Source organism: Salinicoccus sesuvii (genome assembly GCF_042648145.1).
Taxonomy (GTDB): Bacteria; Bacillota; Bacilli; order Staphylococcales; family Salinicoccaceae; genus Salinicoccus; species Salinicoccus sesuvii.
This window is the reverse complement of the sequence record NZ_JBHRWV010000007.1, coordinates 99,613-113,317: the sequence shown is the minus strand read 5'-3', so window position 1 is coordinate 113,317 and position 13,705 is coordinate 99,613. Positions and strand designations below refer to the sequence as shown.

Sequence of the window (13,705 nt, the reverse complement as noted above, 5' to 3'; positions counted from 1 at the left end):
TTTTATTATTCCATAATTTTTACTGGTTTTGCTTTTTTGATTTTTGGTAGGATTTTATCTTTAGGCACTGTCGATACAGGTTCGTTCGGTGTTTTTTCATCATAGTCTTTAATATAGTCGATAACTTCCTTAACGATTGGCGTCGGAGTGGAAGCGCCGGCTGTAATGGCCACACTATCGATGCCCTGAAGCCATTCGTTTTTCAATTCACTTAGCGAGCTAATTCGATATGCATTAGTATGTGCAATTTCCTTAGATACTTGTGCAAGTCTGTTGGAATTGTTACTTTTCGGATCACCAACCACGATGAGTAAATCCGCTTCTTTTGCTTGTTCAGCGACTGCTTCTTGGCGGACCTGAGTGGCCAGGCAGATTTCCTTGTGCACTTCAATATGCGGATATTGTTCTTTTAGTTGGTCCATGAGATGACTGACATCCCACTGGCTCATAGTGGTCTGATTGGTTACAACTAACTTTTTGTTGGCTAACACTTCCGGCAATGCTTTTACATCCTCAATGGTTTCCACAAGATGAACATGATCAGGTGAGACACCGAGGGCACCTTCTGGCTCAGGATGTCCCTTCTTGCCAACATAAATGACGTCATAGCCTTTTTGTGTTTTCTCTCGAATGAGCTGGTGTGTCACTTCGACATCAGGACATGTTGCATCAATGCATGTCAGTCCTTTTTCTTTAGCTCTCTGCTTCACCTGGGGAGAGACACCGTGCGCTGTAAAAATGACGGTCCCCTCATCAATGCCTTCCAAAATCTCAAGCCTGTTGGCGCCATCCAGAGTACGAATTCCATCTTCTTCGAATGCGTCAGTCACATGCTTGTTGTGTACGATCATACCGAGTATATATATCGGGCGGGGTAGTGTTTTGTCCATAGACGCATTTCTGGCAATCACCATTGCGTCCACAACACCGTAGCAATACCCACGCGGGCTAATTTTAATAATATCCATGAAGTTATTCCTCCCTTACATTCATTATAAACAATATCACACTTTTTTTAAATCAACACGCAGTATGAATGATGTGTGGCTTAACATCTCCATATCAGTTATAATATAATCTGAGTTTATTAAAGAAATCAGGTGAAATCATGAGCAGTGCTTTTAAAAGATTCGAGTTCAGCGATCAGATGCTGAAAGCAATCGAACGCATAAATTTTACACACCCGACTTTGGTACAGGAGCGTGTGATACCAAAAGTATTCAAAAGAGAAAATGTGGTGGCCCAGTCGGAGACGGGCAGTGGCAAGTCTCACTCCTTCCTTCTGCCGATCGTCCATGAGATCGATACGGATAAATCCCATACACAGTCAGTAATTCTCGCACCTACGAGAGAGCTAGCTAAGCAACTCTATCAAATGACGAATGAACTGCTGGAATCATTTCCAGAAATTAGTGCGGCTGCCTTCATCGGCGGCACAGATATTGAAAGGGATGTGCAAAAAGCAAGTAAGTCTCCGCATATCGTCATCGGTACCCCAACACGCATCAAGGATTTAAGAGACAAGGGTGGACTGCATCTTCATGCAGTCGAGAGTCTCGTCATAGATGAAGCAGACTTGATGATAGATCTCGGGTTCCTCGATCAGATTGACAGCATCTCTTCCACTGTCAGTGACTCCTGCCAGTTCCTTGTCTTCTCGGCAACCATTCCTGAAGCATTGAGAATTTTCCTTCGGAAGTACATTGGAGAGACCGAGATTATCATCATCGACCAGCCGAAGAACAAGGCCTCCATCCACTATAGCCTTGTACCGGTCAAGGGGGACGACAAAGCGGGCAAAGTACTTGCTCTGACTAAGGAGATTACACCATACATTGGTCTGATATTCGCCAACTCAAAAGATCGTGCCGATGAACTGTTTGAATACCTAAACAGTAACGGCGTAAACGTCGGTTTGTTCCACGGTGGGTTAAAACCGCGTGAACGTACAAAGGAAATCCGAAAAATCCGTGACCTTGAATACGTTTGGGTGGTCGCAAGCGACCTTGCTGCCAGAGGCTTGGATATAGACGGGGCATCGCACGTTATCAATTTCGATATACCAAAGGACATCGAGTTCTTTACGCATCGTGTCGGCCGTGTCGGCAGAGGCGAATACAAAGGAAATGCAATTACTCTCTACACTCCAGATGAGGAATACCTTGTCAATGCTTTGGAAGGCAAAGGCTATCATTTTTCACATGAGGATCTGCGTAAAGGGGAACTTGTTGAAATAAAATCACGTACTCAACGCGCAAAAAGGAAGCGTCAGGAAGATAACTTGGAAAATCAACTTTCACACAGGGTCAAGAAGCCGAAGAAAGTGAAGCCTGGTTACCGACGTAAGATGAAATATGAACTGGATACGTTAAAGAAGCAGGAACGCATGAAGCATGCAAAGAGTAAGAAGAAAAAACGATAGCAACATAGAAAGGTGAATTAGATGCTGATAGGATCACATGTTTCCATGAGTGGAAAGAAAATGCTCGAGGCGGCAAGTATATCTGCAAAGAGCTATGGGGCGAACACATTCATGATCTATACAGGTGCCCCTCAGAATACGAGAAGGAAAAAAGTGGAGGACCTGAATATTGAAGCTGGTAAGCGTCATATGGCAGACAACGGCATTTCGAATATTGTCGTCCATGCCCCTTATATCATCAATATAGCGAATTCAGAGCGCGAAGGCGTATTCGATCACGGTGTCGAATTTCTCCAAGAAGAGATTTTACGCACCGAACATCTTGGTGCCAAACAGATTGTACTGCATCCTGGAAGTCATGTTGGTACAGGCTCGGAGCGAGGCATCAAATCCATCATTGAAGGATTGAATGAAGTGCTGACGAATGATCACGACGTTCAGATTGCTCTTGAGACAATGGCAGGTAAGGGGTCTGAGGTCGGTCGTACTTTCGAGGAACTTGCAGAAATTATCAGTGGCGTGACAAATAACGAACGTCTCAGTGTCTGTTTTGATACTTGCCACGTCCATGACGCGGGATACGATATTGTTAACGATTTTGACGGTGTGCTTGATTCATTCGATCGCATCATAGGTAAAGACCGTATCAAAGTACTTCACATCAATGACTCTAAAAATGAAGTTGGTGCGCACAAGGACCGCCATGAAAATATTGGTTTCGGCCATATCGGCTTTGATGCACTGTCCTACATCATCAACCATCCCGATTTTGAATCTGTGCCAAAGATTCTTGAAACGCCCTTTGTTGGGCCAGACAAGAAGAATAGGATTGCACCGTACGAACATGAAATTGAAATGATCAGAAGCGGCCAGTTCAATCCTTCATTGAAGGAAGAGATAAACCCGATGATTACCGCTCAAGAATAGGTGTAGAATAAAACCAGGATGTCCTCATGGATGTCTTGGTTTTATTTCGTAATCATTACTATTTACAAATCGTAATGACTCCTTTATACTACTGTAGTGATTAAAAATAAAGGGGACAACGTGATGGCACATCCGATATTCGAACTAAAAAACATCTCCTATACTTATAAAGATAAACTCGAGACCACACCGGCTCTTAAAAATATTAACCTCAAGATTCATAAAGGTGACTTTGTTGCACTTGTGGGACCGAATGGTTCTGGCAAGACAACATTGCTGAAGCTCATACTCGGTGTGTTGCGACTACAGATAGGGGAAATCAACATTAACGGCAAAAGTATACGCAACTACCAATCTTGGCAGGAAGTCGGGTATGTCTCACAAAAGTCCAACAGCTTTAGCAAGGGATTTCCCGCGACAGTAGGGGAAGTTGTACTCAGCGGCCTGACTAAAGAAAAAGGGTTGTTCCGGCGTTTTAATAAAAAAGATCGTGAGAAACTACAGGAAGTACTTGAACTGCTGAACATCAGTCATTTGAAGAACAAGAACATTTCACTATTGTCCGGTGGGCAAACACAACGCGTTTTTATCGCTAGGGCACTAATCAACAATCCATCAATATTGGTGCTCGATGAGCCGACGGTCGGTATCGATGCAAAGCATGTCAAAGAGTTCTATGATGTCCTTTTTAAACTTAAATCCCAATCGGTTACTATCCTACTTGTAACCCATGATATTGGAGTAGTCGTTGACCATGCTGATATGGTGGCGTGTTTGAATGAGAATCTTCATTTCCATGGCACGAACAATGAGTTCAAAAATCTGGGTGAGGCTGAATTGTCTAAGATATATGGCTTCCCGCTGCAGCTGGTCAGTCACGATCACGAAAGGAGTGCGGCAAGTGATACAGGCACTTATTGATTATGACTTTATACGCTATTCTTTCATCAGCGGACTCATTGCCGGACTTATTGCGCCACTAATCGGTACGTTCATCGTCATCAGGAGATTGTCGCTCATTGCTGACGCATTGAGCCATGTGACACTGGGCGGAATTACGTTTGGTGTCTACCTATCGTCGCTTATCGGAATGACGATCAACCCACTGATTACAGGAATTTTATTTTCGGTATTTGGTGCACTTGGTATTGAACGTCTGCGTAGTGTTTATAAACACTACCAAGAACTTGCCATACCAATCATCATGAGTTTTGGTGTTGCTCTTAGTGTACTGTTTTTATCCTTGGCTGATGGTTTCAATCAGGATTTGTTTGGCTATTTGTTCGGCAGCATTAGTGCCGTTAACTCCTTTGACCTTATATTAATTTCTGTCATTGGGGTGGTTGTTCTCATCTTTATCTATCTATTATATAAAGAAATGTTTCTCGTTTCTTTTGATGAAGAGTATGCCAATGTAATGAATATCAGTAAATGGATCCATTTCCTATTCATTATCGTGGTCGCGCTTGTTATTAGTGCTTCGATGCGCATTGTAGGCATACTGCTTGTCAGTGCTTTAATGACATTGCCGGTAGCAGCCGCTATGCGTGTCACTTCAAGCTTTAAACAATTAATGGTAATGAGTGTGGTATTCGGTGAACTGTCGGTGGTTATCGGGTTATTTCTTAGTTTCCACCTTAACATATCACCAGGAGGTACGATTGTACTTATATCTCTGATGCTGCTTGCCATAACGATTATTCTTGACCGGATCGGAGTGAAGAGACGTGGCGAACCAACTGAATCAATACAAAGATAAATTAAAAGAAAATAACCTGAAGATTACACGCAAAAGGATGCGTATGATCGAATTGTTTCTTAATGAAAACAGGTATCTGAGTGCAAAGGACGTCCAAGAGCTCTTAAAGGAAGAGTACCCTGATCTCAGTTACGATACAATTTACCGCAACCTTTATACTATGAAAGACATAGATGTGCTTGAACAAACGACGTTATCGGGAGAAATGCACTACAAAATATCGTGCACAACCCATCATCATCATCATTTCATATGTGACAAATGTGGCGTTACACGTGTTATACACTACTGTCCGGTGCAACAATGGGAAGATGAACTGGATGATGTCGAAATAAAAAATCATAAAGTTGAACTATATGGCCTATGTGGCGAATGCAGAAAAACCAGGACTTGATCAGGTCTTGGTTTTTTTATATTGACGTAACTGTTTATATTGTATATATTAATTATATACAATATAAACAAAGAGGGTTTTTATGAATATCCGAATATCAAATCAGAGTGAGGTACCGATCTATGAACAACTTAAAGGAGAAATTATCAGACTCATCATGAATGGAGAACTAAGGCCTGGAGATCCACTATTGTCGATGCGCGCGCTCGCCAAAGAACTGAGTATCAGCATTATAACCACCAAGCGCGCCTATCAGGATCTTGAGGCTTCGGGTTTTGTCTATTCTGTTGTTGGTAAAGGAACATTTGTAAGCGAGCAGAATGCCGAAAATAGGAGAGAGCAAGTTCTTGTCGAAATTGAAAATAAGATTGAAGATTTGCTGAAGATATCAAAACAAGTCGACCTTTCCGTTGATGAACTCACGGAAATGATGAAAGTCATGGAGGATGAGAGTATATGAATGCCATCACCGTTACAGGACTGCATAAAAGTATGGGGGAATTTAAACTAGAAGGTATCGATATGAATATAAAGAAGGGATACATCACAGGGTTAATCGGAGAAAATGGCGCCGGAAAGTCCACAGTTATCAATCATATGCTGACCCTAAAGAAACAGGATGCAGGTCAAATTAACATCCTAGATAAAGATCTGGAAGCAGAGAGAACGGCACTTCTTAATGAAATTGGACTAGTTTTTGCGGAAGATCGACTACCACAGAACATAACACCGGATAGACTGGGCAAGCTTCTAAGGACTTTCTATGATCGATGGGATAAAGAAACATTTTTTTCTTATCTGAAAACGTTCAATGTCAGGGCAGATCGCAAGATAAAATACTTATCTACCGGCGAAAAAGTCAAACTTTCCATTGCTATTGCGCTCAGTCACAAGGCGAAATTGTTGATTCTAGACGAACCGACGTCGAATCTCGATCCGACCTTTCGCCTGGAACTCCTTGAAATACTGCAGGAACTGATGGTAGATGAAGAGGTTACGATACTTTTCAGTACGCACATTACCTCAGACCTCGATAAGATTGCGGACTACATTATCATGATCGACGATGGGAAAGTCATATTTGAAATGGAGAAGGAGACACTTTTTGAAACGTATAGGAAAGTAAAGGGTAGCTTAGATATGCTTGATGCTGAAATCGAATCACTAATCATCGGCACAACCAGGAGTTCTCTTGGCTTTGAAGGGATGTCCAAAGAATACGAAGTGTTCAAAGAATTGTTTGGAAATAAAGTTGTTATAGAGCCAATTACAATAGATGAAATTATGTACTACATCAAAAAGGAGAAGAGAGGATTCGATAATGTATAAGCAGCTTGTTTTAAATTTATTCCATTCGAAATGGATATGGTACATCGGTATTGCTACTATCATAATAAATTTCATTACAGCTACATTACCTTCAGATATCCAATCAATTATACTACCATATAGTAGTTGGGCAAATGTTTTCTCTATCGTATTTACGACTGCATCGTATCTGTTCATACATGAAGAGATGAAAAAAAATAATAACCATCATTTCTTTTTCACGCTTCCGAATACAAAACGAATTATGTTTCAAGGAGATTACCTTTATTACGCAATAATGATTCTTTTCACTTCTCTGATCATCGCGAGCTATCTTGCTACCGATAAGGAGATGTACTACATTTACGGGTTTATGATGCTTATCGGTGTCAGTCTGATCGTTATGAGTGTGTACTATCTTGGTTTTTCGAAGCATTGGATGCGCTATGTTTTTAATGGTTATATTCTATACAGTGTACCTATGATCCTTACCTATATTTTTCATTTTCTGCTAGTAAGAAATATTAATGAAATGAATCTCAACTTACCAAATTACGAAACTTTTCTCTATCAAATTTCATACTATACTCTAGCTATCGGCATCATCGTGTTCATTGCAACATACTTCATCAATAGGCGCAATGTCACAAAATATGACATGATATAAAAGAAGCCCTCCAAACCTGGGTTTGGAGGACTTCTGATTATCGATCTATTTTGCAGCTTGTGCTTCTTCTTTTGCTTTACGTTCTTTTTCGTAGTGTTCCTCTGCAAGAATATCAATTTCTTTTTTTAGTTCCTCGACCATGATTTCTTCCGGTACTTTTCTCACCGTCTTACCATGCATGAAGAGCAAGCCCTCGCCACGGGCACCAGCGATGCCAATGTCTGCTTCGCGAGCTTCGCCTGGGCCGTTTACTGCACAGCCAAGAACCGCCACCTTGAGTGGTGCTTTAATCGTCGAAATGTATTCTTCAACTTCGTTGGCGATGGAAATGAGATCAATCTCAATGCGACCACAAGTCGGACAGGCTATAAGTGTTGCCGCATTACTAGCAAGCCCATAGCTTTTCAGCAACTCTTTAGCTACCTTCACTTCTTCCACCGGATCTGCAGAGAGTGAAATCCTCATCGTGTTACCAATCCCTTTGGAGATGATAGCGCCGAGTCCTGCAGCACTTTTGACGGTACCAGCAAACAACGTGCCACTCTCTGTGATACCAAGGTGGAGGGGGTAATCGAAAGCTTTAGCGGCTTTTTCATATGCTTCGATGGCGAGATTAACATCCGATGCCTTCATCGACACGATGATATCGTGAAAGTCGAGATCTTCAAGTATTTTGATGTGATGCAAAGCACTCTCGACCATGCCATCAGCCGTTGGATAGCCATATTTCTTGATAATGTGCCTTTCAAGACTTCCAGCATTGACGCCGATACGAATCGGTATACCTTTAGCTTTACAGGCTTCAACGACTGCTTCGACTTTTTCACGCTTACCAATATTACCTGGATTGATACGAATCTTATCCGCACCGCCCTCAACAGCAAGCAATGCAAGTTTATAATCAAAATGGATATCTACAACAAGTGGAATGTTAATTTGTTTCTTTATTTCTGGAATAGCCAGTGCATCTTCTTCTTTAGGACATGCAACACGTACAACCTGACATCCTGCTTCTTCCAAACGATGAATCTCTTTTACTGTCGCTTCGACATCATGAGTTTTCGTCGTCGTCATGCTCTGGATGATGATTTGATCAGCGCCGCCGATGGTGACATCACCGACCTTGACCGGTCTTGTATTAGTACGGTGTGTAATTTGAGACATAACCAAACTCCTCATATTATATGATTCTCTAAATCACTAGCTATTATACTAGATTTCGATTGAAAATGTAAATCTTGCGCATTATTGAACACTATTTCAAAGTGGGAAGTTTTCTGTAATAGTGAATATAGGCAGGTATCGTAGCGATGTATATCCCCCACAAAGCGGAGCCGAAGACCAATTGGATAACAATTATTGGTACCAGAGCAGTGATAGTTGCAAAGGTTGAAAATTTAAACCAATTCATAAACCGTGATTTTTTTCTCAACCCAACTGAAATAGTGTGCATGGCATATACGCCTATTGACAGCAGTATAACCGTAAAGAACATAATGACCGAAGTATAAAAGACGACATACACTAAAGCGTAGAAATAAAGACTAGATGTCTGTTGCTCAATGAAAGTTTCAAGGTCCTCGTCTGTTTTTATTTCACTGATATACGAATAGTCCAGCCCGCCACCTTGCACATCACGTATGTATATACCATCTCGGAGGAATCCAATAAGTACATCCTGATCTGCTGAAACTGTCAAATCAGCTGTAGTTCTGTTTTCACTGAAAAGAATAGTGCTACCATGTATCTCTATCGTTTTTGAATCACCAACGTACTTGCCATCCACGATCTCGAATTCGGGTATCTCTGACTCGATGTCTGACAAGCCTGCGGTAGCATTTACGCTTTGGAACAATGAAACAACGTTCGGCAACGCAATAAGAATTGAAATAACCATGATATTTATGAGCATATGTTTGAAATTGGCAGTTCGGAATAATGGATATTTTTTAAAAGATAGTAATCTTTTATAGAAAGTAAAATACTTCATTGTAATACACTTCTTTCTGCTGCTTGAATATCTACTATCGCACTAAAATTCATACTACGGTCTGAAAAGTACAACGAAGATAGGCAATACATTTGTTATTTTAACACCGAATTGATATATTTGGTATGTAAACAACTAACTATGGAGGGGAATTAACTATGGCTTTTGAACTACCAGAACTACCTTATGCATATGATGCATTGGAACCTAACATTGACAAAGAAACTATGGAAATTCACCACACTAAGCACCATAACACCTATGTAACAAAACTGAATGATGCAGTACAAGGTACAGATCTTGAAAACAAGTCTATTGAAGAAATCATTAAAAATCTTGATTCTGTCCCTGAAGACAAGAAGACAGCAGTTAGAAATAATGGTGGCGGACACCTCAATCACTCTATGTTCTGGGAACTGCTTTCTCCAGAATCAAAAGAAGTTTCAGGTGATGTTAAAGACGCAATTGAATCTAAATTCGGTTCTTTCGACAAGTTTAAAGAAGAGTTCGAAGCTGCAGGTGCGGCACGTTTTGGTTCAGGCTGGGCTTGGCTCGTTGTAAACAATGGAGAACTTGAAATTGTCTCTACTCCAAACCAGGACAACCCTATTACGGATGGTAAAACACCAATCCTTGGTGTAGATGTTTGGGAGCATGCGTACTACTTAAAGTATCAGAACAAGCGCCCTGAATATCTAAAAGCATTCTGGAACGTTGTCAACTGGGATAAAGTAAACGAACTATACAACCACGCAAAATAATCAATCTATAAAGAGCAGGATTTCCTGCTCTTTTTTTATTTGTTTTCAATGTCTATGAAGAATATGTGGTAAAATAACGGTACATATTTTAAGTGGAAGAAGGAATGAGTGGAATTGAAACGTGCAAAAACCAAGAGCCTCGAGGCAATAAATAGACAAGTGATGAAATCAAGAATCAACATCATCATGTTGGTTGTTTTTTTGCTTTGTCTGGTTCTCGTATTCCGTCTCGGATACCTACAGATTGTAAAGGGTGACGAATATCAGGAGGAGATTGCCAACGAGCAGTACGTGGAAATCAACCAAAGTGTACCAAGAGGCGAGATATATGATAGAAATGGAAACTTGCTGGTCGGTAATGCCTCTAAAAAGGCAATTTATTTTACACGACATCGCAATATGTCCTCTGGTGAAATCATAGAGGTAGCTTCCGAACTCAGTACATATTTAGATATGGAAACAGAAAACTTGTCCTTAAGGGATAAACAGGACTATCTTATCAGAATGTACCCTGAAGAAGTGGGGGAACTCATGTCGGATGAGCAAACATTACTTGATAATGGTAACATTTCACAAGAACAGTTCAATCAGGAACTTTACCAACGTATTACGGATGAGCAGATTTCAGGTATACTCTCTGAGGAAGACCTTAACACTGTTGCTACCTATGTTGAGATGGTTAACGCACGCGAGCTGAATCCAGTTGTTGTCAAAAGTGACGGCGTAACGGAGGAGGAGTTCGCAGAAATCAACGAGTCACTGGATTCATTGACAGGGGTATCGACCGGAATGGATTGGGAAAGAGACTATCCATATGGCGACACACTGCGAACAATCCTAGGTGAAGTTTCCTCATCAGAAGAGGGGTTGCCGAGGGAGTTGCTCGACTACTATATGGCACGTGGTTACTCCAGAGACGATAGAGTAGGAAAGACTTACCTTGAATATCAGTATGAGAATATACTTCGAGGTAAAAAAGAACAGGTCAAGTTTACAACTGACAAATCGGGTGAAATTATCAATCGTGAAGTTGCCAAGCAAGGGGAACCAGGAGACAATTTATATTTGACTCTTGATATCAACCTTCAGCTTGAACTAGAATCGCTAGCCGAACATCACCTTACATCACTGAGAAATATGGCTGAGGAGATACAGCAAAGAAACAGAGGCACTGGGGAAATAGATTACACTATTATCCCGGAATATTTAGATACGGTTGTTCTTGTTGTTCAAGATCCGAACAATGGGGATGTGCTCGCTATGGTCGGAAAGCAACTTGATGAGAATGGGAATATCGTTGACTATCATTACGGTGCACTGACCTCCACCTACGCGGTAGGCTCGTCGGTCAAAGGTGCAACAGTTGCTACTGGATATCAAAACGGTGTCATCGAGCCTGGAGAAACGCTGATAGATGAACCATTGAACTTTGCAGGTAATACTCAGAATATCAGCTCATTCTTCAACAGATCGGGCCAAGTTCCAATCGATGATCAGGAGGCCCTGATGGTTTCATCAAACGTCTATATGATGAAAACTGCTTTGAAGATTGCGGGCCTCGAATACTACGATGGCATGTCATTACCAACGGATATAGGTGAGGCGGCAAACACCTTTAGAAATGGTCTTAATCAGTTCGGGCTCGGTGTGTCGACGGGAATTGACCTACCGAATGAAGCAATCGGTCTCAGCCCTGATCTTTCCAATAGTCCTGGAAGCTATCTAAATTTGGCAATCGGTCAATACGATACGTATTCCGCACTACAACTCTCGCAGTATGTTTCCACCATTGCCAATGGCGGAAACCGTGTAGGGCTGCATATGGCGAAGGAAGTCCGCGAAGGTGATGCTAATGAAAATGGTGCGATACTCCAGTCATTCAGTGGTCAAGTGCTCAATACGGTCGGTTTTTCACCTGCAGGATTATCACAGATTCAAGCAGGGTTTTACGATGTGTTTAATACGCACGATACATCCACCGATCGATACGGTACCGGATGGGATGCTTATCACGAACTAGAACCCAAAGCTTCGGGTAAGACAGGGACTGCAGAGGCAAGTTACAATGGCGACGATGTACTGAATCAGACCTACACCGGCTATGCTCCCTATGATAATCCAGAGATGGCATTCTCTATCATCTTCCCGCATATGCCATACACAGTTCCATTCTTTCCAGCTCAATATCTTGGTAGGGACGTTATTGATAAATACTATGAACTTTATTACGAACAGGCGCCTGTTGAACCTTATCAGTACGATACGGATGCTTTCTATGCAAGACTGTCGTACGGCAGTTATTAATAAAAACCTGGATTTGAAGTGATCTTCAAATCCAGGTTTTTTTAAACCGAATTTACACAATCTTTACAAACCATTCATTTCAAATTTACATTGGTTCGTTAAAGTAGTGCTTGTAACAAATACAACACACAATTATTGGAGGAATTCGGGTAATGAAAAAAAGTATGTTTATGGCTGCACTCCTTATGAGTTTAATGTTTATTCTTGCAGCTTGCGGCGGTGGTTCCGCTGAAGATCCAACAGATGAAAGCACAGAGGCTGATACAGAAAGTTCCGAGACAAGCTCCGACGAGGAAGCATCTGCATCTGGTAGCATTTCTGGTGACGGTTCATCCACAGTCGCACCAATCCTCGAATTAATAAATGAAGACTTCAACGCTGAAAATCCGGACGTGCAGGTTTCTATCGGTGTATCCGGCACAGGCGGTGGGTTTGAGAAGTTTGTAGCTGGTGAAACAGATTTTCAAAATGCTTCTCGTCCAATCAAGGAAGAAGAGATTTCTGAACTTGAAGACGCAGGCATCGAATACACAGAATTTAAAGTTGCGAACGATGGATTGACTGTAGCAGTCAATACTGAAAACGACTTTGTAGACTACCTCACATTCGAGGAACTTCAAATGATCTACAGTGGTGAAGCAACAACTTGGAGTGACGTCCGCTCTGACTTCCCTGATGAAGAAATCACAGCTTACGCTCCAGACCAGTCACACGGTACACACGACTTCTTCCAAGAAGCAGTTATGGAAGATGGTGATATCAGTGCTGAATTGAATCAAGATACAAATGTTATCTCCCAATCAGTTACAAGTGATGTAAATTCCATCGGATTCTTCGGATACAACTTCTATATGGTGAACGAAGAGAACTTGAAAGGTGTTCCTATCCAAGGTCCGGATAACGATGAGCCAGTTGAAGTGACTGACGAATCAGTGATGAGCTATGACTATCCACTAGCGCGCCCACTGTTCGTATATGCAAAGAATGAATCTCTTGAAAGCAATGATGCATTCATGCAGTTTATGGAATTCACAATTGATAACGCATCATCTGCAGCTGAAGAAGCTGGTTATGTAGCACTTACTGATGAAGAAATGCAAGAGCAGGTCGACAAACTTGCTGAATTTCAATAAGTAGTATCACATGGACGGGTTGAGCCCCGTCCATTTTAAA

Annotated in this window: 14 protein-coding genes; 11 read left to right on the top strand and 3 right to left on the bottom strand. The window is 41.5% G+C overall.

What is annotated here, in order from left to right; translation table 11 throughout:
• Window positions 1-5: 5 nt before the first annotated feature.
• Window positions 6-968 (bottom strand): 4-hydroxy-3-methylbut-2-enyl diphosphate reductase, encoded by a 963-nt coding sequence (locus ACFOJ8_RS06300; protein ID WP_380654133.1) that lies wholly within the window; start codon window positions 966-968, stop codon window positions 6-8.
• A 140-nt stretch (window positions 969-1,108) separates the two neighbouring features.
• Here ACFOJ8_RS06300 and ACFOJ8_RS06295 point away from each other — a divergent pair, with 140 nt between their 5' ends.
• From ACFOJ8_RS06295 to ACFOJ8_RS06260, 8 genes are all read left to right on the top strand, one after another.
• Complete coding sequence (locus ACFOJ8_RS06295; RefSeq protein WP_380654131.1) at window positions 1,109-2,422, top strand: DEAD/DEAH box helicase; 1,314 nt, start codon at window positions 1,109-1,111, stop codon at window positions 2,420-2,422.
• 21 nt (window positions 2,423-2,443) lie between these two features.
• Window positions 2,444-3,349, top strand: a complete 906-nt coding sequence (locus ACFOJ8_RS06290) for a deoxyribonuclease IV (RefSeq protein ID WP_380654129.1) — start codon at window positions 2,444-2,446, stop codon at window positions 3,347-3,349.
• 123 nt (window positions 3,350-3,472) lie between these two features.
• Window positions 3,473-4,270, top strand: a complete 798-nt coding sequence (locus tag ACFOJ8_RS06285; RefSeq protein ID WP_380654126.1) for a metal ABC transporter ATP-binding protein — start codon at window positions 3,473-3,475, stop codon at window positions 4,268-4,270.
• On the top strand, window positions 4,251-5,108 hold the full coding sequence (locus ACFOJ8_RS06280; RefSeq protein WP_380654123.1) for a metal ABC transporter permease: 858 nt from the start codon (window positions 4,251-4,253) through the stop codon (window positions 5,106-5,108). The genes ACFOJ8_RS06285 and ACFOJ8_RS06280 overlap by 20 nt, the downstream gene beginning before the upstream one ends.
• On the top strand, window positions 5,077-5,502 hold the full coding sequence (locus tag ACFOJ8_RS06275) for a Fur family transcriptional regulator (protein WP_380654121.1): 426 nt from the start codon (window positions 5,077-5,079) through the stop codon (window positions 5,500-5,502). Before ACFOJ8_RS06280 ends, ACFOJ8_RS06275 begins: the two co-directional genes overlap by 32 nt.
• 82 nt (window positions 5,503-5,584) lie before the next feature.
• Complete coding sequence (locus ACFOJ8_RS06270; protein WP_380654118.1) at window positions 5,585-5,962, top strand: GntR family transcriptional regulator; 378 nt, start codon at window positions 5,585-5,587, stop codon at window positions 5,960-5,962.
• Complete coding sequence (locus ACFOJ8_RS06265) at window positions 5,959-6,831, top strand: ABC transporter ATP-binding protein (protein WP_380654116.1); 873 nt, start codon at window positions 5,959-5,961, stop codon at window positions 6,829-6,831. The genes ACFOJ8_RS06270 and ACFOJ8_RS06265 overlap by 4 nt, the downstream gene beginning before the upstream one ends.
• 187 nt (window positions 6,832-7,018) lie before the next feature.
• Window positions 7,019-7,477, top strand: a complete 459-nt coding sequence (locus tag ACFOJ8_RS06260; RefSeq protein ID WP_380659900.1) for a hypothetical protein — start codon at window positions 7,019-7,021, stop codon at window positions 7,475-7,477.
• 45 nt (window positions 7,478-7,522) lie between these two features.
• Here the strand turns inward: ACFOJ8_RS06260 and ispG are convergent, their stop codons facing one another.
• Window positions 7,523-8,641: a flavodoxin-dependent (E)-4-hydroxy-3-methylbut-2-enyl-diphosphate synthase gene (gene ispG / locus ACFOJ8_RS06255; RefSeq protein ID WP_380654112.1), complete on the bottom strand. Its 1,119-nt coding sequence runs from the start codon at window positions 8,639-8,641 to the stop codon at window positions 7,523-7,525.
• 91 nt (window positions 8,642-8,732) lie between these two features.
• Window positions 8,733-9,467 carry a DUF1189 family protein gene (locus ACFOJ8_RS06250; RefSeq protein WP_380654109.1) on the bottom strand — a complete coding sequence of 245 codons (735 nt, stop codon included), beginning with the start codon at window positions 9,465-9,467 and terminating at the stop codon, window positions 8,733-8,735.
• A gap of 158 nt (window positions 9,468-9,625) precedes the next feature.
• Between ACFOJ8_RS06250 and ACFOJ8_RS06245 the strand changes: the two genes are divergently transcribed.
• The 3 genes from ACFOJ8_RS06245 (at window position 9,626) to ACFOJ8_RS06235 (ending at window position 13,665) form a co-directional block, all read left to right on the top strand.
• Complete coding sequence (locus tag ACFOJ8_RS06245) at window positions 9,626-10,228, top strand: superoxide dismutase (protein WP_380654106.1); 603 nt, start codon at window positions 9,626-9,628, stop codon at window positions 10,226-10,228.
• Between the two features lie 108 nt (window positions 10,229-10,336).
• Window positions 10,337-12,532 (top strand): peptidoglycan D,D-transpeptidase FtsI family protein, encoded by a 2,196-nt coding sequence (locus ACFOJ8_RS06240; protein ID WP_380654103.1) that lies wholly within the window; start codon window positions 10,337-10,339, stop codon window positions 12,530-12,532.
• Window positions 12,533-12,684: 152 nt separating this feature from the next.
• Window positions 12,685-13,665 carry a phosphate ABC transporter substrate-binding protein PstS family protein gene (locus ACFOJ8_RS06235; protein ID WP_380654100.1) on the top strand — a complete coding sequence of 327 codons (981 nt, stop codon included), beginning with the start codon at window positions 12,685-12,687 and terminating at the stop codon, window positions 13,663-13,665.
• The last annotated feature ends 40 nt before the right edge of the window (window positions 13,666-13,705 follow it).

Coding starts and splice junctions, on each gene's coding strand:
- ACFOJ8_RS06300 (WP_380654133.1), bottom strand. CDS start 968: ATGGATATTATTAAAATTAGCCCGCGTGGGTATTGCTACGGTGTTGTG.
- ACFOJ8_RS06295 (WP_380654131.1), top strand. CDS start 1,109: ATGAGCAGTGCTTTTAAAAGATTCGAGTTCAGCGATCAGATGCTGAAA.
- ACFOJ8_RS06290 (WP_380654129.1), top strand. CDS start 2,444: ATGCTGATAGGATCACATGTTTCCATGAGTGGAAAGAAAATGCTCGAG.
- ACFOJ8_RS06285 (WP_380654126.1), top strand. CDS start 3,473: ATGGCACATCCGATATTCGAACTAAAAAACATCTCCTATACTTATAAA.
- ACFOJ8_RS06270 (WP_380654118.1), top strand. CDS start 5,585: ATGAATATCCGAATATCAAATCAGAGTGAGGTACCGATCTATGAACAA.
- ACFOJ8_RS06265 (WP_380654116.1), top strand. CDS start 5,959: ATGAATGCCATCACCGTTACAGGACTGCATAAAAGTATGGGGGAATTT.
- ACFOJ8_RS06260 (WP_380659900.1), top strand. CDS start 7,019: ATGAAAAAAAATAATAACCATCATTTCTTTTTCACGCTTCCGAATACA.
- ispG (WP_380654112.1), bottom strand. CDS start 8,641: ATGTCTCAAATTACACACCGTACTAATACAAGACCGGTCAAGGTCGGT.
- ACFOJ8_RS06250 (WP_380654109.1), bottom strand. CDS start 9,467: ATGAAGTATTTTACTTTCTATAAAAGATTACTATCTTTTAAAAAATAT.
- ACFOJ8_RS06245 (WP_380654106.1), top strand. CDS start 9,626: ATGGCTTTTGAACTACCAGAACTACCTTATGCATATGATGCATTGGAA.
- ACFOJ8_RS06235 (WP_380654100.1), top strand. CDS start 12,685: ATGAAAAAAAGTATGTTTATGGCTGCACTCCTTATGAGTTTAATGTTT.